The 21,394-nt window shown below is 72.9% G+C and carries 16 protein-coding genes; 10 read left to right on the forward strand and 6 right to left on the reverse strand.

Going from position 1 to position 21,394, the window contains the following annotated elements; genetic code table 11:
* Window positions 1-4: 4 nt before the first annotated feature.
* The 3 genes from ACFY4B_RS21105 to ACFY4B_RS21115 all read right to left on the reverse strand — a co-directional run bounded on the left by ACFY4B_RS21105 (window position 5) and on the right by ACFY4B_RS21115 (window position 3,754).
* Entirely contained in the window at window positions 5-1,528 is a 1,524-nt protein-coding gene (locus tag ACFY4B_RS21105; protein WP_074001615.1) for a sugar transferase, read from the reverse strand.
* 396 nt (window positions 1,529-1,924) lie between these two features.
* Entirely contained in the window at window positions 1,925-3,079 is a 1,155-nt protein-coding gene (locus ACFY4B_RS21110) for a glycosyltransferase (protein ID WP_117490060.1), read from the reverse strand.
* A 234-nt stretch (window positions 3,080-3,313) separates the two neighbouring features.
* Complete coding sequence (locus tag ACFY4B_RS21115; RefSeq protein ID WP_387969794.1) at window positions 3,314-3,754, reverse strand: SRPBCC family protein; 441 nt, start codon at window positions 3,752-3,754, stop codon at window positions 3,314-3,316.
* A 91-nt stretch (window positions 3,755-3,845) separates the two neighbouring features.
* On the opposite strand from ACFY4B_RS21115, the gene ACFY4B_RS21120 reads away from it, so the two are divergent.
* A complete protein-coding gene (locus ACFY4B_RS21120) occupies window positions 3,846-4,745 on the forward strand; it encodes a HipA family kinase (protein ID WP_387969797.1) in 900 nt (299 codons plus the stop codon).
* Window positions 4,746-4,859: 114 nt separating this feature from the next.
* On the opposite strand, the gene ACFY4B_RS21125 is transcribed toward ACFY4B_RS21120, so the two are convergent.
* The 3 genes from ACFY4B_RS21125 to ACFY4B_RS21135 all read right to left on the reverse strand — a co-directional run bounded on the left by ACFY4B_RS21125 (window position 4,860) and on the right by ACFY4B_RS21135 (window position 9,182).
* Window positions 4,860-6,344: a S8 family serine peptidase gene (locus ACFY4B_RS21125; RefSeq protein ID WP_049659264.1), complete on the reverse strand. Its 1,485-nt coding sequence runs from the start codon at window positions 6,342-6,344 to the stop codon at window positions 4,860-4,862.
* A gap of 252 nt (window positions 6,345-6,596) precedes the next feature.
* Window positions 6,597-7,715, reverse strand: a complete 1,119-nt coding sequence (locus ACFY4B_RS21130; protein WP_387969799.1) for an amidohydrolase family protein — start codon at window positions 7,713-7,715, stop codon at window positions 6,597-6,599.
* 3 nt (window positions 7,716-7,718) lie between these two features.
* Window positions 7,719-9,182 (reverse strand): glutamine synthetase, encoded by a 1,464-nt coding sequence (locus ACFY4B_RS21135; protein ID WP_387969802.1) that lies wholly within the window; start codon window positions 9,180-9,182, stop codon window positions 7,719-7,721.
* Window positions 9,183-9,743: 561 nt separating this feature from the next.
* Here ACFY4B_RS21135 and ACFY4B_RS21140 point away from each other — a divergent pair.
* From ACFY4B_RS21140 to ACFY4B_RS21180, 9 genes are all read left to right on the forward strand, one after another.
* Window positions 9,744-11,519, forward strand: coding sequence for a 3-hydroxyacyl-CoA dehydrogenase family protein (locus tag ACFY4B_RS21140; protein ID WP_375873289.1), 1,776 nt, complete (start codon window positions 9,744-9,746; stop codon window positions 11,517-11,519).
* A gap of 224 nt (window positions 11,520-11,743) precedes the next feature.
* Window positions 11,744-12,667 (forward strand): TetR family transcriptional regulator, encoded by a 924-nt coding sequence (locus tag ACFY4B_RS21145; protein WP_117492055.1) that lies wholly within the window; start codon window positions 11,744-11,746, stop codon window positions 12,665-12,667.
* A 371-nt stretch (window positions 12,668-13,038) separates the two neighbouring features.
* On the forward strand, window positions 13,039-14,376 hold the full coding sequence (gene ccrA / locus ACFY4B_RS21150) for a crotonyl-CoA carboxylase/reductase (RefSeq protein WP_049655667.1): 1,338 nt from the start codon (window positions 13,039-13,041) through the stop codon (window positions 14,374-14,376).
* A complete protein-coding gene (locus ACFY4B_RS21155) occupies window positions 14,376-16,406 on the forward strand; it encodes a protein meaA (RefSeq protein WP_380737338.1) in 2,031 nt (676 codons plus the stop codon). The genes ccrA and ACFY4B_RS21155 overlap by 1 nt, the downstream gene beginning before the upstream one ends.
* A gap of 42 nt (window positions 16,407-16,448) precedes the next feature.
* Window positions 16,449-17,411, forward strand: coding sequence for a CoA ester lyase (locus ACFY4B_RS21160; protein WP_049655662.1), 963 nt, complete (start codon window positions 16,449-16,451; stop codon window positions 17,409-17,411).
* Between the two features lie 6 nt (window positions 17,412-17,417).
* A complete protein-coding gene (locus tag ACFY4B_RS21165) occupies window positions 17,418-17,921 on the forward strand; it encodes a MaoC family dehydratase (protein ID WP_049655661.1) in 504 nt (167 codons plus the stop codon).
* A 199-nt stretch (window positions 17,922-18,120) separates the two neighbouring features.
* Window positions 18,121-19,323: an acyl-CoA dehydrogenase family protein gene (locus tag ACFY4B_RS21170; RefSeq protein WP_074001622.1), complete on the forward strand. Its 1,203-nt coding sequence runs from the start codon at window positions 18,121-18,123 to the stop codon at window positions 19,321-19,323.
* A 488-nt stretch (window positions 19,324-19,811) separates the two neighbouring features.
* Complete coding sequence (locus ACFY4B_RS21175) at window positions 19,812-20,504, forward strand: phosphatidylserine decarboxylase (protein ID WP_049655656.1); 693 nt, start codon at window positions 19,812-19,814, stop codon at window positions 20,502-20,504.
* Window positions 20,491-21,369 (forward strand): phosphatidylcholine/phosphatidylserine synthase, encoded by an 879-nt coding sequence (locus ACFY4B_RS21180; RefSeq protein WP_369808332.1) that lies wholly within the window; start codon window positions 20,491-20,493, stop codon window positions 21,367-21,369. The genes ACFY4B_RS21175 and ACFY4B_RS21180 overlap by 14 nt, the downstream gene beginning before the upstream one ends.
* Window positions 21,370-21,394 lie beyond the last annotated feature (25 nt).

The following is a 21,394-nucleotide window of genomic DNA, read 5'->3' on the forward strand; positions in this document are numbered from 1 at the left end:
GGGGTCAGCTCCCGTCCGGGTGGAGCATCAGGGCCGCGGTGCGGCACAGGATCTTGACGTCCTGCCAGAGGCTCCAGCTCTCGATGTAGCGGTTGTCGAAGCGGGCCCGGTCCTCGATGGAGGTGTCCCCGCGCAGGCCGTTGACCTGGGCCAGGCCGGTGAGGCCGACCGGGACGCGGTGGCGGTCCGCGTACTCGGGGTAGGCCTGGCCGAACCGCATGACGAAGTACGGCCGTTCGGGGCGGGGGCCGACCAGGCTCATGTCGCCGCGCAGGACGTTCCACAGCTGGGGCAGCTCGTCCAGCGAGCTCTTGCGCAGCAGCCGGCCGACGGCGCCCATCCGGTGGTCCTGGGAGATGTTCCAGCGGGTGGCGGACTCGTGCTCGTTGCTCGGGCGCAGGGTGCGGAACTTGAGGACGGTGAAGACCCGGCCGTCCAGGCCGGTGCGCTGCTGGCGGAAGAGCACGCCGGGGCCGGTGTCGAAGCGGACGGCGAGGGCGCAGAGCACCAGGACGGGGGCGAGCAGCAGCAGGCCGACCGCGGCGGCGGTGACGTCCAGGGCGCGCTTGGCGGCCCAGCCGGGGCGGCGCATCGCGGGGCTGCCGAGCCGCAGGCAGGGGAAGCCCCACAGGTGGTCGCCGCCGGTGATCGGGGCGGCGGGCAGCGAGCCGTACTCGCGCAGCGCGGGCACCAGCCAGACCTGGCAGCCGAGCCGGGCGGCGTCGCGCAGGGTGGCGGCGGTCTCGGCCTCGTCGGCGGCGCCGGCGGTGGCGATCACGTGCTGGACGCCGTGCCGGCGCACCTCGCGCTCCAGTGCCTCGCGGCCGCCGAGCACGGGCAGGTCGGTGTCGCCGGGCAGCAGCGGCGGGTCCGCGTCGAGGAAGCCGACCGGGCGCATCCCGTACTCGCCGTGCGCGCGGAGGGCGGCGGCGACCCGGCGGCCGAGCCGGCCGGCGCCGAGCACCAGGACGGGGCTGGGGCGGCTGCGGCGGATCCGCCGGACCAGGTGGTAGAGGACGGCGCGGCCGACGGCCACGATCAGCAGCTGGGCGCCGAGCAGGACGGTGAGCCGGGCCGGGCTGGCCGGGCCGCAGTCGGGCCAGTGGCCGCCGAGGCCGCCGGACAGGGTGACGGCGAAGGCGGTGGCGACCACGGCCCGGGCGGACAGCGCGGGCAGTTCGTCCAGGACGGACAGGGTGAGCCGGGGGCGGTAGAGGCCGCCGGCCAGGTTGAGCAGGAGCAGCAGTGGCAGGACGGCGGGGACGCCGAGCAGCGGGTCGAGCGGGGCGGCCGGGTCGAAGGCGCGGTTGGCGATGCCGCCGGCGGAGCACAGCGCGATGACGTCGGCCTGGACCAGGGCGAGTGACAGGGCCAGCCGGGAGCGGACCGTCCCACGGGACCGGTGCTGCGGCGGGACCGTCCGGAGGTGCGCCGCCCCCGCCGGCCGGTCGAGCAGCCCGGTGCCGGGCCGGCGGGGGCCGGACAGGGGTCCGCTCGATCGCGGCACACTCTCGTGGTCAATGGTCATCAGCGCACGATCTCCCCTGCTGTGTGCCCGGGGTGACGGTGCCCCGGCACCGGTTGGCGCGGGGCGGCCGTCCCGGCCCGGTGGGCGCGGTCCTGACAGCACCTGCTGCCGCTCGCGGCTTCCGGATGTCCGGCGGCGGGGCCGATCGCAAAGGAACTGGTCACGAAGAAGTCGGTCGCGAGGGGCCCAGCCGTGAATTCCCGACATGAAATCCGAACGAAGCAGGCAAAATCCGACAATACAGAACCGGGCGGTACAGGCCGGAAGTTGACTTGCCGATTCATTCCAGCCGCCCATTAATAGGTATTTCGGATTTGACGCCTCGCCTCCCTATCCGGCCGAGGGTGCGAATACGACAACGCCGGAAACGGCGGGCATTCACGGCATGTGAAACGATCAGATCCGCTCTGGGACACGGGCCCGGCGCCGCCCCGCCGCCGGTCCCGCGCCCAGCAGGTGGCGGTAGAGGACGTCAACCTGTTCGACCACGGTGCGCACGTCGTGCCGGCCCACCACGTGCTCGCGCAACCGGGCACCGCGCCGCTCGCATTCGATCGGATCTGACAGCGCGTCCCCCATACGGGTGGCGAGGGCCCGCGCGTCCTCGGGCGGAACCACCGCGTGCGCCAGCTCGGACGGCGGCAGGCACTCCCGGGCACCGGGCACGTCGGTCAGCAGCACCGGACGGGCGGCCGCCATCGCCTCCAGCGGGGCCAGCGCCATCCCCTCCCAGCGTGAGGGCAGCACCACCAGGTCGGCCGCCGCCAGCCACGGGCGCGGGTCCGGCACGTCCCCGACCAGCCGGATCCGGGCGGGCTCGGCGGTCTGCCGGACCAGCTCCGCGACCCGCTGCTCCTCCGGCCCGCCGCCGACCAGGGCCAGCCGGGCCCTCGGCACCCGGCGCAGCACCTCCGGCCAGGCGGCCAGCAGCACGTCCTGGCCCTTCTGCCGGCACAGCCGCCCGACGCACACCGCGAGCGGGGCCTCCAGGTCCAGACCGAGCGCGATCCGGGCGGCGCGGCGGTCGGCGGGCGCGTAGTGGCGCACGTCCACGCCGTTGGGCACCACCGCCCAGTCGGCGTGCAGCCCGGCCGCCACGCCGTCGGCCCGCTCCTGGACGCTGACGCACAGCAGCCGGTGCGACCAGCGGGTGGCGAAGCGCTCCCAGCGCAGCGTGGCGGCGGCCAGCGCGCCGTCGACGGCGGCGAAGGACCAGGCGTGCGGCTGGAAGACGGTCGGCACCGTGCCGTGCACCGCGAGCCGCCCGGCCAACCCGGCCTTGGCGCTGTGCAGGTGGACCACGTCGGGGGCGGCCGCCCGGACGATCCGGCGCAGCCGCCAGGCCTCGGCGGGGGTGCCCGGGCCGGGCGGGCGCCGGGCCGGCCAGTCCTGGACCAGCGCGCCCACCGCGGCGGCCTCCGCGGCCAGCCGCCCACCGCGCGGGCAGGCGACCAGCACCCGGTGGCCGGCCTCCCGCTGGCCCCGGACCAGATCGGCGACGACGCGGGCGACCCCGCCGTCCACCGGTTGGGAAATGTGAAGGATCGTCATATGCACGGCGGCGAGCCTAGGGTGGCCCACCGGTGCCGGGCGGCCCCCGTCACCCGCAGGTGGCGGTTCGGCCACCCGTACGGCTTTCGGCTCGTACGGGAGACCGAACCGCTCGAATCCCCGGGCGATTCGAGCGGTTCGATGGATCTACGCGCGCGAATCGCGCGGTTGGCGAATCCGCGGGGCCGGCGGACCGCGGTGGCCCCGGCGGCCCCACGTGAACCTCGGTGGGCCTCAGCGGACCTCGGTGGCCAGGTTGGCCAGCACCTGGTCGTGGATCCGGTTCAGGCCCTTCGGGGCGAAGGTGCGCTCGAAGAAGCCGCCGATGCCGCTGGCGCCCTGCCAGGTGGCGGTCACGGTGACCTTGGCGCGGCCCTCGCCGACGGCCGAGACGGTCCAGGCGATCACCATGCTGGAGTTGGCGTCCTTCTCGACCAGCTGGTCGGGCTCGGGCGCGGAGACGGTGAAGAGGCAGTCGCGCACCCGCTTCTCGGTGGCCTGGAGCTTCCAGTGCACCTGGGTGCCGGCACCGGTGCCGCCGACCCGCACCTCGTACTCGCTGTACTGCGCGGGCAGCAGCTTCGGGCGGGTCACCTGGTAGTCGGCCAGCGCCTCGTACACCCGCTCGGGCGCGGCGTCGTAGACCCGCTCGGTGGTGGCCTGCACCTGTCCCATGACCTTGCTCTCCTCATGTGGTGGGAACCGCTCTGTCCGGCAAGCCAATCACAGGGTCCCGCCCGCGACGCGGCGGGATAGGGTGGCCGGTGTGCTCGATCTGGTGACTGCTGTGCGCTACGTCGACCCGCTGCGGGCCGGCGGCTCCGTTCCGGGCGTGGTGGAGACCGACGACCTAGGCACGTACGTGGTCAAGTTCACCGGGGCCGCGCAGGGCCGCAAGGCGCTGATCGCCGAGGTCATCGTCGGTGAGCTGGCCCGGCGGCTGGGCCTGCGGGTGCCGGAGCTGCGGCTGGTGGACTTCGACCCGGCCGTCGCCGCGGACGAACCGGACGCCGAGATCCAGGACATGCTCAAGGCCAGCGCCGGGGTCAACCTCGGGATGGACCTGCTGCCCGGCGCGCGGGACTTCCGGCCGGGGATGATCACCGTGGACTCGGCCGAGGCCGGCCGGGCGGTCTGGCTGGACGCCCTGACCGGCAACGTCGACCGCACCGTGCACAACCCCAACCTGGTGGTCTGGCACGGGCGGCTCTGGCTGATCGACAACGGCGCCGCGCTGATCTTCCACCACCGCTGGGCGGGGGCCGAGGCCTCGGTCGGCAAGCGGTACGACCTCAGCGCCCACGCGCTCGGCGGCTCGGCCCCGGACGTCCGGCTGGCCGACGAGGAGCTCGGGCCGCTGGTCACCGTGCCGCTGCTGGAGGAGGTGGCGGCGCTCGTCCCGGACGAGTGGCTGGCCGGCGAGCCCGGCTTCGACTCGGTGGACGCCGTCCGGCACGCCTACGTCGCCCACCTCGCCGCCCGGGTGGTGCTCTCCGAGGAGTGGCTGCCGGAGGGCTTCGCCACGCCCGAGCAGCTGCGCGAGGCGGAGCGGCGGCGGGCGGCCCGGACCAGGGCCGGGCGGCCGGCCTGGCTGCGGGACGTACCGGACCTGCACGGCAAGCCATCGGTGGAGACGGCCTGGGAGCAGTACGCCGACGAGGGCTAGCCGGGTTCGGGCCCGACGCGGCCGGAACGCCGACGGGTGGGAACGCGACCGGGGAACGGACCCTGTGGGCCCGCTCCCCGGTTCTACTGTTCAGTGCTGTCCGCGGTCAGCGCGTCAGCGCCACCACTGGACCGCCTTCTCGGCGTTGACCAGGCCCGCGCCGTAGAAGCCGTTGTCGTTCGTGGTGCCCTCGCAGGTGGCCTTCCAGGCACCGGCGCCGCCCGGGTTGAACTCGCCCTTCGGGCACGGGACGGACTCGGCGTGGCTGGTCAGCATCTCGGTCAGCTCGTCCGGGCTGGCCCACGGGAAGGTGCTGGCGAGCAGCGCGACCACGCCGGCGACGTGCGGGGTGGCCATCGAGGTGCCCTGCATGTAGCCGTACTTGCCACCGGGGATGGTGGACAGGATGCGGCCGTCCTTGTCGGGGGTGTCCGGGAGCTGGAAGCGGCGGTCGCCACCGGGCGCGGTGACGGAGACGACGCCCTTGCCGTAGCTGGAGTAGTACGCCTTGACACCCTCGGAGCCCACCGCGGAGACGGCGACGACGCCGGGCAGCTCGGTCGGCAGCGACAGGCAGTCGTTGGTGACCGGGCGGGAGGCGGGGGTGGTGTCGTCCGGGCTGGCCACGTCGACGGTCTTGTGCGCCAGGTCGAGGTTCTCGTTACCGGCGGCGGCGACGTTGAGGACGCCCTTGCGCTGCGAGAAGGCGACGGCCTTGCGGACGGCGTCCGAGATGGCGGCCTGGTCCTTGTCCGTCTTGCAGTTGAACATCCACGGGTCGACGAAGTAGCTGTTGTTGGTCACCTTGAAGCCGTGCTCGCCGGCCCAGACGAAGCCGCAGACCGCGTTCTCCGGGTAGATGAACCCGCCGTCGTCGACGACCTTGACGGCGGCCAGCTTGACGTTCGGCGCGACACCGACGATGCCCTTGCCGTTCTTGGCGGCGCCGATGGTGCCGGCCACGTGGGTGCCGTGGTCGCTGGTGGTCGGCTGCCAGGCCTTCCAGTCGGTGTTCGTCTTGCCGTCGATGCAGGAGACCGACTGCGAGGCGTCCACGTTGGCGGCCAGGTCCTCGTGGGTGGCGTCGATGCCGGAGTCCAGGACGCCGACGGTGACGTTGCGGCTGCCGAGCGAGATCTTGTGGGCCTTGTCGGCACCGATCTGACGCATGTCCCACTGGTAGGCGTCGTAGGGCTCCTGGCCCGGGGCGGCCGCGGCGGCCGGCTCGGCGGCGACGTCGGCCTTGCCCTGGTCGGAGGCCTGGATGCCCTTGGTGCGGCTGGCACCGACCGAGTCGACGCCCTTGGCCAGGCGCAGCTTCTCGGCGAACTTGGTGTCGTTCGAGCGGGCGACCACGACGCCGACCTGCTCGTACGACTGGACCACCGTGCCGCCGAGGCCGGTGATGGCCTTCTCGACCTTCTGCACCTGACCGTGGTTGGCCTTGGTGTTGACGACGTAGCTCATCACCGGACCGGTCGTCGGGTCGGCCGCGGGGGCCGCGACGGCGGTGCCGGCCGGCAGCGCGAGGGCGCCGGCAGTGGCGAGCACGACGCCCACTGCCGCGTACCGGGTACCGCTGATCCGAGGAACACGCATGAGGGTTGGCCTCCCGAGTCGTCAAGGCGGCAGCTGCGGTGGCAGGTGCGCTTGGGAATGACCGGGACGCTAATGAATATTTGCTTATAAGCGCAAGAGGTAGTCATCTAATCGTCACATCTGAACCAGAAACCGGGATGCGACCGTTCGGGGGTCAACAGGGAAACAGAGGTCAAGAGTGTTAAAAAGTGATGGTTCGCCGACGTGCGGCCGCACCCCTCGGAACCTCGGCCACCAGCGCGGATCGCGCCGCTACAACGCGTACAACCGACGCGCGTTGCCGCCCGCGACCAGGCCCGCCACCCGCTCGGCGTCGGCCGCGGAACAGGCGCCGTCGGCCCGCCAGTCCGCCAGCACCGCGCCCAGTCCGTACCGGAACTGACAGGTCCCCACCAGAAAGAGTTCGGGCAGCCCGTAGGCGTCGGTGGAGAACAGCAATTTTCCGAACGGGGCCAGCTCCAGCATCTCGCCCAGCACCGCGGCCACCCGCGGCCCGGTGTAGGAGGCCGTCAGCCCGAGGTCGGTGTACACCGTCGGGAAGGCCTGGGCCAGCCAGGCGGCCTGCCGGTGGTACGGGTAGCCGTGCAGCAGCACCAGCGGGACGCCACTGGGCTCGGCGGCCCGCACGAAGTCCGTCAGCAGCGACGGGTCGGCCCGGTGCAGGGTGAGGTCCGGATCGCCGAAGCCGGTGTGGAGTTGGAGCGGCAGGCCGAGCTCGGCGCAGACGTCCACGGCCGTCCAGAGCAGGTGGTGCAGCAGCACCGGATCCGTCAGCCGGCCCCGCCCGGCGCGCAGGTGGGCGCCGGCCGCGGCCACCACGGCCGCGGTGGCGGGGCGTTCGGCGGGGGCCGCCAGCCCGTGCCGGTAGGCGAGCACCGACTTGACCGCGACGGCCCCGGCGGCGGCCGACCCGAGCGCCTGCGCGACGGCCCCCGGCCAGTCCCCGGCGCCGGCCGTCACCGCCGCGGCGACCGACTCCAGCCGGACCACCTCGCGCACCGACGCCCCGGTGGCCCCGGCGAGTTCGGCCAGCGACAGCAGCTCGTGGCCCGCGGCGGTGGTCAGCCCGGTGTCCACCAGGCAGGTGTCCAGCCCGGCGGCCGCCAGCAGCCGCCCGGTGGCCCCGGCCGCGCCCAACTCCCGCCGCCGGGCCAGGTAGTCGGCGGCCGGGGCGTGCGCCGGCAGGCCGAGCACGGGCGGGCACCAGCGCCGCACCGCGAGGCCCAGCGCGCTGTCGAAGGGCGAACAGCCGGGCGCGGGCGGGCGGTCGGACTCGGTGAGCAGCCCGACCAGGGCGTCGTCGGCGAGCTCGGCCGCCACCACGCTGTGGCAGTGGTGGTCGACCAGCGCGGGCCCCTCCGGCCGGGCCACCGCTCAGTACCGCCAGCGGGTGGCCGCGACCAACTCCTCGGGCGGGACGGCCGCGTACTGCTCCCGCTCCGCCCGGCGCACCGCCAGCACCGCCTGGTAGAGCGGCTCGCCGAGGGCCTCGCGCAGCACCGCCGAGCGCTCGTACGCGGCGATCGCCTCGGCCGGGGAGGCCGGCAGCCGGGGCACCGTGCCGGGCTCGGCGGCCGCCGGATCGCCGGTGAACTCCGTTGGCAGCGCGCGGCGTTGCTCCAGCCCGGCGAGGCCGGCCGCGATCACCCCGCCGACCGCCAGGTACGGGTTGGCGCTCGCGTCGAAGCACTTGACCTCGGCGTTGGCGGCGGCGGACCGCTCCCCGGTGGAGCCCGTCACCAGGCGCAGCGCGGCCTCCCGGTTCTCCAGGCCCCAGCACTGGTAGGCGCCCGCCCAGTGCGAGGGCACCAGCCGCAGGTACCCGGCCGGGCTGGAGCAGCCCAGCACCAGCAGTTCGGGCAGCGCGTCGAGCACCCCGGCGAGGAAGCCCTCGGCCTCGGCCGTCAGGCCGTGCGGGCCGGGGCCGCCGTGGCCGAGGTTGCGCCCGTCCCGCCAGAGGCTGACGTGCAGGTGCCCGCCGTTGCCGACGCCGCCGGTCTCCACCACCGGGGCGAAGGAGACCCGCAGGCCGTGCCGGGCGGAGACGGCCCGGACGGTGTGCCGGACCAGGACGGAGGTGTCGGCGGCGGCGACCGGGTCCTCGGGGGCGACCGAGACCTCGAACTGGCCCGGGGAGTACTCGGGGTGGATCTGGAGGACGCTCAGGCCCTGCCGGCCGAGGGCGCGCAGGACGTCCCGCAGGTAGTCGGAGAGGTCGGTGACCCGGTGCATCCCGTACGCCGGGCCGTGCGTCGGGTACTGCGGCTCCTCCCCCGGGGCGCCGGCCAGGGCGACCGTCCACTCGACCTCGATGCCCGCCTTGAGGCTCAGGCCGCGCGCGGCCGCCACGGCCCGAGCCCGGCGGGCGAACAGCCGCTGGCAGCCGGGGTGCGGGGCGCCGGCCTGGGTGTACCTGTCCCCCGGGGCCCAGGCCCAGCCGGGCTGGGCGGCCAGCGGGACGATCCGGTCGAGGTCCGGGTAGAGCCTGAGGTCCCCGGTGGGGCCGCCGATGATCGGGCTGGTGGTGATCGCGTCGTCGGCGAGGAAGACGTCGAAGCAGGGCGCGGTGCCGACGCCCCACTGCGCGGCGTGCAGCAGGCCGCCGAGCGGCACGGCCTTGACCCGGGTGATGCCCGCGTTGTCCACCCAGGTGACGGCCACCGCCTCGACGGCCTCGGTGCGCAGCCGGTCGACGGCCTGCGCCGCCCGGGCGGCCCGCTCCTCGCGCGGTGGCAGCGCGACGGCCGCCACCGCGGCGGCGGCGAGCCGTTCGGCGGTGACGGGCGGCTCGGCGGGCCCGGGCGCGGTGGGGCCGGCGGCGGCGGTTCCGGTGGTCATGCCGTCATGCTGCCCCGCCGGTCGGGGTCGGGTAACTCCCCTATCGGGTGGTCCTGCGGGCGCCCCCGTTCACCCGTTCACCCGTTCGGGGCGGGCACGTCGGCGGGCAGGTCGGCGGGCACCGGGGCGGCGAACGCCCGCGGCCCCGAACGGTTTTCCGTCCCCGCCCTCTTCCTACTCGCGAGTAGCTTCGCTACAGTGGCCGGGCACGCACCACCGCCGGGCTTCGGGAGCCGCACCGGCGGCAGGCCGCGGTCGCCGCTTCTCCGGCGCCCGCGCGGTGCGCCTTCACCTTCACCGGCCGGTGCCGCGGACCGCGGCGGGCCGGGTTCCTCCCTCGTATCAGGGCCGTCTCCTTCACCTTCGAGCGCCTGAGCACCACGGCACACCCGCGATCGGGCCGGAGCGGACCGGCCCCCGCCCCGGCGTGCCGACACCCCGTCATCTCCCCAGCCCTCGCGCGTGGACCCTCCTCCGGCGGCGGCCGCCCCCGGCGTACGGGCGCGGCGGCGTGCCCGCCGGAGCACGCGCGGGCCCTTCATGACTAGGAGTACAGGACAGATGGAGCGTCCCTTCCCCACTGTCGCCGTCGTCGGCCTCGGCACGATGGGTGCCGGCGTCGCGGTGGCCGTCGCCAAGAGCGGCCGCCGGGTGATCGGCATCGAGGCCACCGAGGACTCGGCCGCCCGGGCGCTGGCCCGGATCGAGGAGGCCACCGCGCACGCGGTCGGCCGGGAGCGGCTCACCGCCGAGGAGCGCACCGGGCTGCTGGCCCGGATCTCGGTCGGCCACGAGCTCGCGGCCGCCGCCGGGGCGGACCTGGTGATCGAGGAGGTCCCCGAGCAGCTGGAGCTGAAGCGGGAGGTCTTCGCCGAGCTGGACCGGATCTGCCCGGAGGGCACCGTCCTGGCCACCGGCACCACCGCGCTGTCGGTGACCCGGATCGCCGCCGCGACCGCCCGTCCGGAGCGGGTGCTCGGCCTGCACTTCTTCAACCCGGTGCACGGCATGAAGCTGGTCGAGGTGGTCCGCACGGTGCTGACCTCCCCACGGACCGCCGAGGACGCCGCCGCCTTCGCCCGCGACCTCGGCAAGGAGCCGGTGGCGGCCGGCGACCGGGCCGGCTTCGTGGTGAACGGCCTGCTGTTCGCCTACCTGAACCAGGCCGCCGCGATGTTCGAGTCCAAGTACGCCTCGCGGGAGGACATCGACGCCGCGATGCGGCTCGGCTGCGGCCTGCCGATGGGCCCGCTGGCGCTGCTCGACCTGATCGGCGTCGACACCGCGCGCACCGTGCTGGAGGCGATGTACGAGCAGTCCCGGGACCGCCTGCACGCACCGGCCCCGATCCTCGGCCAGCTGGTCGCGGCCGGGCTGCTGGGCCGCAAGACCGGCCGCGGCTTCTACACCTACGAGGCGCCGGGCTCGTCCCGCGCCGTGGACGCGGCGACCGGGCCGGCCCTGCCGAAGGTGCCGGGCCGGGAGGTGCGCACCGTCGGCGTCTGCGGCTCCGGGACGATGGCCACCGGCATCGCCGAGGTGTTCGCCAAGGCCGGGCACCCGGTGCTGCTGGCCGCCCGCAGCCAGGAGAAGGCCGAGGCGGCCAAGGCGCAGCTGGCGAGGTCGCTGGAGCGCTCGGTGGCCAAGGGCCGGCTGTCCGCGCAGGCGCGGGACGCCGCGCTGGCGCTGGTCACCCCGGTCGGCCAGTACACCGAGCTGGCCGAGGTCGACCTGGTGGTCGAGGCGGTCGCCGAGGACCTGGCGGTCAAGCGCGAGCTGTTCGCCACCCTGGACAAGATCGTCCGACCGGGCGCGGTGCTCGCCACCACCACCTCCTCGCTGCCGGTGATCAGCTGCGCGACCGCCACCTCGCGGCCGCAGGACGTGATCGGCATGCACTTCTTCAACCCGGCCCCGGCGATGAAGCTGGTCGAGGTGGTCTCCACGGTGCTGACCGCGCCGGACGTCACCGCGACGGTGCTGGAGCTGACCGCCAAGGTCCGCAAGCACCCGGTGGAGTGCGGCGACCGGGCCGGCTTCATCGTCAACGCGCTGCTCTTCCCCTACCTGAACGACGCGGTGCGGATGCTCCAGGAGCACTACGCGACGGTGGACGACATCGACACCGCGATGAAGCTCGGCTGCGGCTACCCGATGGGCCCGTTCGAGCTGCTGGACGTGGTCGGCCTGGACGTCTCGCTGACGATCGAGCGGGTGCTGCACCAGGAGTTCCGCGAGCCCGGTCTGGCGGCCGCGCCGCTGCTGGAGCACCTGGTCGCGGCGGGCTGCCTGGGCCGCAAGACCGGCCGCGGCTTCCGCGACCACGCGCGCCGGTGACCACCCCGCAGGCCGGGGGCGGCCCGTACGAGCTGCCGTACGAGCCGCCCCCGGCCGGACCGCACGCCGCGCCGCCACCGGGCTCCGCGGCTCCCCTGCGCCCCGCCTGGAGCCCCGGGACGGCGACCTCCCGCTGGCCCCGTCCGGCCGTGACCGGACCGGTGGTGCCGGTGCGGCGGGGAAGGGCCGCGGGCGCGCCGTCCGGGCCGTGTAGCGTTCCGGACATGGATCGGGTTCAGTCAACCTCCCCGCAGCACCCCGCCGGGCCGCACGGCGGCGCCGACCGGACCAGCCCCTCGACCGGGGGCACCGGGCCGGAGGGCGGGCCGGGCAGCCGCCGGGCGGCGGCGCAGCGCCAGCAGATGCGCCAGGACCTGGCCACGGCCGCGATGGAGCTGTTCGCCTCGCAGGGCTACGAGGAGACCACGGTCGACCAGATCGCGGCCGCCGCCGGGGTGGCCCGGCGCACCTTCTTCCGGTACTTCCGGTCCAAGGAGGAGGCGATCTTCCCGGACCACGACGACACCCTGGTGCGGGTGGCCGACCTGCTGGCCAGCGCGGAGCCGGAGGAGCACCCGCTGGACGTGGTCTGCCGCGGCATCAAGGAGGTGCTGCGGATGTACGCCTCCACCCCGGGGGTGTCGGTGGCGCGGTACCAGCTGATCCGTCAGGTCCCGGCGCTGCGCGAGCGGGAGATCGCTGTGGTGGCCCGCTACGAGCGGCTGTTCACCCGTTACCTGCTGGGCCGTTTCGACACCGGCGAGTCCATCCCGTCCGGCTGGCAGCGCGGCGGCGAGGACGACTCGATGCTGGCCGAGGTCTCGGCGGCGGCGGTGGTCGCGGCGCACAACCACGTGCTGCGGCGCTGGCTGCGGGCCGGCGGCCGGGGCGACGTGGAGGCGCAGCTGGACCACTCCTTCGAGGTGATCCGGCGGACCTTCTGGGCCTCCAGTGCCCCGGGTGCCAGGAGGCGGGGATCGGTGGTGGCACCGGGTGCCAACGGGACGCCGGGGGACACCGGGGTCGAGAGCGCACTGAGTGCCAGCCCCGGAGGTGAGGTGCTCATCACAGTCGCCCGGACGGACGCTCCGCTGGACGTCGTGGTGGACAGCATCCGGGCCGCGCTGAGTGGCGCCCGGGAGTCGTAGACCCAGTATTCACGCAGGTCAGAGCGGTATCGAGGGCCCGCGCCGGGATGTCGGCGCGGGCCTTTCGCATGCCCGCGCAACGCGCGTCACGCGGCCTCTGAACCGGCTGGAATTCCTGGCACCCGGTGTCTTTACGAGTGGCACAGGGTGCCACTACCTTGTTACTCACCAGTCGCGGCGCCGCGGCTCCCCACCTCGGCGCGCCGTCGTCCGGCGTTCCCACACCCCGGGAGCAGAGAGCCAGAACGGCCCGGTCCACCCCGGGTGCCCCGTCTGACCCGCCCACCACCCACCTCAGCGAAGCCGGTGTCCGCTCCCGGCTCCCCCAGACGCCCTGTGACCCTCGCACAGGTACGCCTTCGGAGGCAGCCATGCAGGAAATCCTCGACGCGATCCTCAGCACCGACAGCACGTCGGCGGACTTCGCGGCGATCAAGCTCCCCGAGTCCTACCGGGCGGTGACGCTCCACAAGGACGACGAGCAGATGTTCGCGGGCCTCGCCAGCCGCGACAAGGACCCCCGCAAGTCCCTTCACCTCGACGAGGTCGCCCTGCCCGAGCTGGGCCCGGGCGAGGCCCTGGTCGCCGTCATGGCCAGCGCGGTGAACTACAACACCGTCTGGAGCTCGATCTTCGAGCCGGTCTCCACCTTCGGCTTCCTGGAGCGGTACGGCCGGCTGTCGCCGCTGACCAAGCGCCACGACCTGCCGTACCACGTGGTCGGCTCCGACCTGGCCGGCGTGGTGCTGCGCACCGGCGCCGGGGTCAACGCCTGGAAGCCCGGCGACGAGGTCGTCGCGCACTGCCTCTCGGTCGAGCTGGAGTCCGCGGACGGCCACAACGACACGATGATGGACCCGGAGCAGCGCATCTGGGGCTTCGAGACCAACTTCGGCGGCCTGGCGCAGCTGGCCCTGGTGAAGACCAACCAGCTGCTGCCCAAGCCCCGGCACCTCACCTGGGAGGAGGCCGCCTCCCCCGGCCTGGTCAACTCCACCGCGTACCGCCAGCTGGTCTCGCGCAACGGCGCCGGCATGAAGCAGGGCGACAACGTGCTGATCTGGGGCGCCAGCGGCGGCCTCGGCTCGTACGCCACCCAGTACGCGCTGGCCGGCGGTGCCACCCCGATCTGCGTGGTCTCCAGCGACCAGAAGGCCGAGATCTGCCGCGCCATGGGCGCCGAGGCGATCATCGACCGCTCCGCCGAGGGCTACCGGTTCTGGAAGGACGAGAACAACCAGGACCCGCGCGAGTGGAAGCGCCTGGGCGCGAAGATCCGCGAGTTCACCGGCGGCGAGGACGTGGACATCGTCTTCGAGCACCCGGGCCGGGAGACCTTCGGCGCCTCGGTGTACGTCACCCGCAAGGGCGGCACCATCGTCACCTGCGCCTCCACCTCCGGCTACATGCACCAGTACGACAACCGGTACCTGTGGATGTCGCTCAAGCGGATCGTCGGCTCGCACTTCGCCAACTACCGCGAGGCCTTCGAGGCCAACCGCCTGATCGCCAAGGGGAAGATCCACCCGACCCTCTCCAAGGTCTACTCCCTGGAGGAGACCGGCCAGGCCGCCCTGGACGTGCACCACAACAGGCACCAGGGCAAGGTCGGCGTGCTCTGCCTGGCCCCCGAGGAGGGCCTGGGCGTGCACGACGCGGAGTTCCGCGCCAAGCACCTCGACGCCATCAACCGTTTCAGGAACATCTGATGACCGAGCCCCGGAAGCGCGACCGCCCCTGGCTGATGCGCACCTACGCCGGCCACTCCACCGCGAGCGACTCCAACGCGCTCTACCGGCGGAACCTGGCGAAGGGCCAGACCGGCCTGTCCGTCGCCTTCGACCTGCCGACCCAGACCGGCTACGACTCCGACCACGTCCTCGCCCGCGGCGAGGTCGGCCGGGTCGGCGTCCCGGTCGGGCACGTCGGCGACATGCGCACCCTGTTCGACGGCATCCCGCTCGAACGGACCAACACCTCCATGACGATCAACGCCACCGCGATGTGGCTGCTGGCGCTCTACCAGGTGGTCGCCGAGGAGCAGGGCGCGGACATCGCCACGCTCACCGGCACCACCCAGAACGACATCGTCAAGGAGTACCTGTCGCGCGGGACGCACGTCTTCCCGCCCGGCCCGTCGGTGCGGCTGATCACCGACATGATCGCCTACACGGTCGGCAGCATCCCCAAGTGGAACCCGATCAACATCTGCAGCTACCACCTGCAGGAGGCCGGGGCGACGCCCGTCCAGGAGATCGCCTACGCGATGTGCACCGCCATCTCGGTGCTCGACGCCGTGCGCGACTCCGGCCAGGTGCCGGCCGAGCGGATGGGCGAGGTGGTCGCCCGGATCTCCTTCTTCGTGAACGCCGGCGTGCGCTTCGTCGAGGAGATGTGCAAGATGCGCGCCTTCGCCCGACTGTGGGAGAAGGTCACCCTGGAGCGCTACGGCGTCACCGACCCCAAGCAGCGCCGCTTCCGCTACGGCGTCCAGGTCAACTCGCTCGGCCTGACCGAGGCCCAGCCGGAGAACAACGTCCAGCGGATCGTCCTGGAGATGCTGGCCGTCACCCTCTCCAAGGACGCCCGGGCGCGGGCCGTCCAGCTGCCCGCCTGGAACGAGGCGCTCGGCCTGCCCCGGCCCTGGGACCAGCAGTGGTCGCTGCGCATCCAGCAGGTGCTGGCGTACGAGTCGGACCTGCTGGAGTACGGCGACATCTTCAACGGCTCCCAGGTGATCGAGGCCAAGACCGAGGAGCTGCTGGCCGGCGCCGAGGCGGAGATCGCCAAGGTGCTGGAGATGGGCGGGGTGATCCCGGCCGTCGAGTCCGGCTACCTGAAGTCCAACCTGGTCGCCTCGCACGCCGCCCGCCGGGCCCGGATCGAGTCCGGCGAGGACAAGATCATCGGGGTCAACTGCTTCGACACCACCGAGCCGAGCCCGCTCACCGCCGACCTCGACACCGCGATCATGGTCGTCGACCCGGCCTCCGAACAGTCCGTGCTCGCCGCCCTGGAGGCCTGGCGCGCCGAGCGCGACGAGGCCGCCGTCCAGTCGTCGCTGGCCGAGCTCAAGGCCGTCGCCGCCACCGAGGCCAACCTGATGCCGGCCACGCTCGCCTGCGCCCGGGCCGGCGTCACCACCGGCGAGTGGGCCTTCGCCCTGCGCGAGGTCTTCGGCGAGTACCGGGCGCCCACCGGCGTCGGCGGCGCCCCCGTCGCGGTGGCCGCCGAGCCCGGCGGCGAGCTGGAGCAGGTCCGCGCCGCGGTCGCCGCGACCGCCGCGGAGCTGGGCACCGGCAAGCTGCGCCTGCTGGTCGGCAAGCCCGGCCTGGACGGGCACTCCAACGGCGCCGAGCAGATCGCCGTCCGGGCCCGCGACGCCGGGTTCGAGGTGGTCTACCAGGGCATCCGGCTGACCCCGGAGCAGATCGTCTCCGCCGCCGTCGCGGAGGACGTCCACTGCGTGGGCCTGTCCATCCTCTCCGGCGCGCACAGCGAGCTGGTGCCCGACGTCCTGAAGCGGCTGCGCCGCGCCGGGGTGGAGGATGTCCCGGTGATCGTGGGTGGCATCATCCCGGCAGCGGACGGCGAGGCCCTCAAGGCCGCCGGCGTCGCCGCCGTGTTCACCCCGAAGGACTTCGGCATCACCACCATCATCGGCCGGATCGTGGACGAGATCCGGCTGGCCAACAAGCTCCAGCCGTGGACGTCCGCACCGACCGCGGCCACGAACTGACCAGCTGACCAGCTGACCACTGGGAAGGAACCCTCGATTCTGATGACTGCTGTCAACCGACTGCGCCCGCGCCGCTCCTGCCTCGCCGTACCGGGCAGCAACCCGCGCTTCCTGGAGAAGGCCCAGGGCCTGCCGGCCGACCAGGTCTTCCTCGACCTGGAGGACGCCTGCGCCCCGCTGGTCAAGGAGAGCGCCCGCCACAACATCGTCGACGCCCTCAACAACGGCGACTGGGGCGGCAAGACCCGCGTCGTGCGCGTCAACGACTGGACCACCCACTGGACCTACCGCGACGTGATCACCGTGGTCGAGGGCGCCGGCCCCAACCTCGACTGCATCATGCTGCCGAAGGTGCAGGACGCCGAGCAGGTCAAGGCGCTCGACCTGCTGCTCACCCAGATCGAGAAGACCATGGGCTTCGAGGTCGGCCGGATCGGCATCGAGGCGCAGATCGAGAACGCCAAGGGCCTGATCAACGTCGACGCCATCGCCGAGGCCTCGCCCCGGCTGGAGACCATCATCTTCGGCCCCGCCGACTTCATGGCCTCCATCAACATGAAGTCGCTGGTGGTCGGCGAGCAGCCGCCCGGCTACGGCGCCGACGCCTACCACTACATCCTGATGCGCATCCTGATGGCCGCCCGCGCCAACGACCTCCAGGCGATCGACGGCCCCTACCTCCAGATCCGCAACCAGGAGGGCTACCGCGAGGTCGCCCGCCGCTCGGCCGCCCTCGGCTTCGACGGCAAGTGGGTGCTCCACCCGGACCAGGTCGCCGCCGCGAACGAAATCTACTCGCCCTCGCAGGAGGACTACGACCACGCCGAGCTGATCCTCGACGCGTACGACTACTGCACCTCCGAGGCGGGCGGCGCCAAGGGCTCCGCGATGCTCGGCGACGAGATGATCGACGAGGCCAGCCGCAAGATGGCGCTGGTCGTCGCCGGCAAGGGCCGGGCCGCGGGCCTGCAGCGCACCACCAAGTTCGAGATCCCGGAGGCCTGAGCAGCCATGCAGTTCGGACGCACCTACGAGGAGTTCGAGGTCGGCGCGGTCTACAAGCACTGGCCCGGCAAGACGGTCACCGAGTACGACGACCACCTCTTCTGCCTGCTCACCATGAACCACCACCCGCTCCACCTGGACACCAACTACGCCGGGAAGACGACCGACTTCGGCAGGAACGTCGTGGTGGGCAACTACGTCTACTCGCTGCTGCTCGGCATGTCCGTCCCGGACGTCTCCGGCAAGGCGATCGCCAACCTGGAGATCGAGTCGCTGCGCCACATCGCGCCGACCTTCCACGGCGACACGATCTACGGCGAGACCACCGTGCTCGACAAGTGGCCGTCCAAGTCCAAGGACGACCGCGGCATCGTGTACGTCGAGACCAAGGGGTACAAGCAGGACGGCACGGTCGTCTGCGTCTTCCGCCGCAAGGTGATGGTGCCGACCGCGACGTACACCGAGGAGCGCGGCGGCGAGCAGCCCGGCCGCCCGACCCCGCTCTCCTGAGCCCCTCCCCTCTATAGGGGCCCGCTTTTCACCGCGGGCCCCTCGAGAGACCCCGGACGGGCAGGCCGCCGTCATCGGCCGCGCCCCACCCGGCCCGGGGGCCCTGCTGCCGCAGCCACGCCGGCAGGGCCCCCGCAATCCCCCCCCCCGGGGATTCCCCGACTTTTCCGCAGACCCTCAGACCTTTCGGAGCCGCACGATGGGACGCCTCGCACAGACCGACGGCCTCACCGAGATCCAGCGGGACATCCTCGCCACCGTGCGGGATTTCGTCGACAAGGAGATCATTCCGGTCGCGACCGAGCTGGAGCACAAGGACGAGTACCCGACCGCCATCGTCGAGGGGATGAAGCAGCTCGGCCTGTTCGGCCTCACCATCCCCGAGGAGTACGGCGGCCTCGGCGAGTCGCTGCTCACCTACGCCCTGGTGGTCGAGGAGATCGCCCGCGGCTGGATGTCGGTCTCCGGCATCGTGAACACCCACTTCATCGTGGCGCACATGATCAACGCCCACGGCACCCAGGAGCAGAAGGACCACTTCCTGCCGAGGATGGCGGCCGGCGAGATCCGCGGCGCCTTCTCGATGTCCGAGCCGGGCCTCGGCTCCGACGTTTCGGCCATCTCCACCAAGGGCGTCAAGGACGGCGAGTTCTACGTCCTCAACGGCCAGAAGATGTGGCTCACCAACGGCGGCACCTCCACCCTGGTCGCGGTCCTCTGCAAGACCGACGAGGGCGGCAGCAGCCCGTACAAGAACATGACCACCTTCCTGATCGAGAAGGAGGCCGGTTTCGGCCCGAACCCCTCGGTTCCCGGCCTGACCGTGCCCGGCAAGATCGAGAAGATGGGCTACAAGGGCGTCGACACCACCGAGCTGGTCCTCCAGGACGTCCGCGTCCCGGCGAACCGCGTCCTCGGCGGCGTCCCGGGCCGCGGCTTCTACCAGATGATGGACGGCGTCGAGGTCGGCCGCGTCAACGTCGCCGCCCGCGGCTGCGGCGTCGCCCGCCGCGCCTTCGAGCTCGGCATCGCCTACGCCCAGCAGCGCTCCACCTTCGGCAAGAAGATCGCCGAGCACCAGGCGATCCAGTTCAAGCTCGCCGAGATGGCCACCAAGGTCGAGGCCGCCCACCAGATGATGGTCATGGCCGCCCGCAAGAAGGACGGCGGCGAGCGCAACGACCTCGAGGCCGGCATGGCCAAGTACCTCGCCTCCGAGTACTGCAAGGAGGTCGTCGAGGACGCCTTCCGCATCCACGGCGGCTACGGCTTCTCGAAGGAGTACGAGATCGAGCGCCTCTACCGCGAGGCCCCGATGCTGCTCATCGGTGAAGGTACTGCGGAGATCCAGAAGATGATCGTCGGGCGCCGGCTCCTCGAGGAGTACCGGATCGCCGACTGACCCCCGGGCCGCCCGCCGACGCACCCCGTCGCCGGGCAGCCCCCTCGAACCGCCGGTCGACGGGCGTGCGGGCCCGTCCCGGCGCGGGGCCGTGCCCCGTCACGGGCCCGGCCTGGTCCGCCTGGGTCCGGCACGGCCCGCCGGAAGCGGCCGCAGGGCGTACAGCTGCAACGACGCGCCCTGCGGCCGCTTCCGCACACCCGCTTCCGGCCGCTACGGCCGTTTCGTCCGCCGGGTTCCGTCCGCGCACCCGTTGAGACAAGAGTCACCAGCCCTGTCGGGTCCCTTGGGAACCGGACCGGGCCGAGCTACGGTCGTAGGAGTGGACGCGCACACGCGCCGCCACCGGACACGTGAACGAGCAGGCGGGTTGCCCACCCACCGTCTGCTCCCGATAGCATCCACCGGGACAGCAAGCCGTCCCTCTATTACCGATTCCGCGGTGGCCCCCGTCCAGCGGCCATGATCCCCCGCGACAAAGGTCTTCGATGCCCATCAGCCCGTCCCCTCACACCTCCGTCACGGACCGCGATGCCCTCGCAGCCCCGACGGCCGGTCGGCGACCCCGCGTGACCATCGCGCGCGGAGCCACCCCCTGGTTCGTCCCCACCCTCGCCACGGCCGCCGTGACCACCGCCCTCACCCGGCGCAGCGGCAAGTGGGCCCTGGCTGCGGTACCCGCCTGTGCCCTCGGCGCGGGCATGCTGTGGTTCTTCCGCGACCCCGAGCGTGAGATCGGCACGGGCAGAGTGATCTCCCCCGCCGACGGCGTGGTGCAGAGCATCGACGCCTGGCCGGACGGCCGCACCCGGGTCGCGATCTTCATGAGCCCGCTGAACGTCCACGTCAACCGCGCGCCCCTGCCGGGCACCGTGACGTCGGTCGAGCACGTCGCGGGCGGCTTCGTCCCCGCGTTCAACAAGGACAGCGACCAGAACGAGCGGGTCGTCTGGCACTTCGACACCGAGCTCGGCGACATCGAGATGGTCCAGATCGCGGGGGCCGTGGCCCGCCGCATCGTGCCGTACGTGGACGCCGGAACCAAGGTCGAGCAGGGCGACCGGATCGGTCTGATCCGGTTCGGGTCCCGCGTCGACACCTACCTGCCGGCCGGCGTCGAGGTCGGCGTCGAGGTCGGCCAGAAGACCACAGCCGGGGTGACGCGCCTTGACCGTGACTGATCCTGAGACAATCGTCGGCCTGGACGACGAGGAGACGGCCCTGCGCCGCCGCCGCTGGGCACGGGACCGCGAGCTGCGTGCCCCGCGCTCTCCCCAGCACCTGTCCACGGCCGACTTCCTGACCCTGGGGAACGCCGTCTGCGGCTTCCTGGCGATCTACTCGATCACCACCGGGGTCCTGGTCCCGCACATCACCAACCCGGACGCCGCTCCGGACCGGCACAGCGCCGCCACCGCGGTCACGCTGCTGCTGATCGGCTCGATGTGCGACCTCTTCGACGGGCTGGTGGCGCGCAAGCTGCGCTCCTCCGCCCTCGGAGCGGAACTGGACAACCTCGCGGACCTGATCAGCTTCGGCATCGCGCCGGCCTACTTCGTCGCGGTCTGGGGCATGGTCTCCCCGGGTTCCAACAGCAAGCTGTCGGCGCTGATCGCGCTGACCGTACTGCTCGCGGTGGTCCTGCGGCTGGCCCGCTTCTCGGCCGTCAAGATGCGGCCCGGGGTGTTCCAGGGCATGCCCTGCCCGATGGGCGCGATGACGGTGATCGCCATCGTGCTGCTCGACCCGCCGTTCCTGCCCGGTCTGCTCGCCATCTTCGGCGCCGCGTACCTGATGGTCAGCCGGATCGAGTACCCGAAGCCGCAGGGGCTGCTGGCCACCGCCACGCTCTGCTGGGTCGTCGTCGCGATCGGCTGCCTGGCCGCCTGGGCGACCGGGCTGCCCGGCGGCGACAGCCTGATGCACGTCGGCGCGTTCGCCCAGATCACGCTCGCCGCGATGGCGCCGCTGCTGGTCATCCGCCGCAAGGTGGGGCAGAAGGTCGGCGACGTCCGCGCCCGGCGGGCGGAGTCGCGGCTCGGCTGAGCCGTCCCACGACCGGCATGGGGAA

This window comes from Kitasatospora sp. NPDC001261 (genome assembly GCF_042896795.1).
Classification (GTDB): Bacteria; Actinomycetota; Actinomycetes; order Streptomycetales; family Streptomycetaceae; genus Kitasatospora.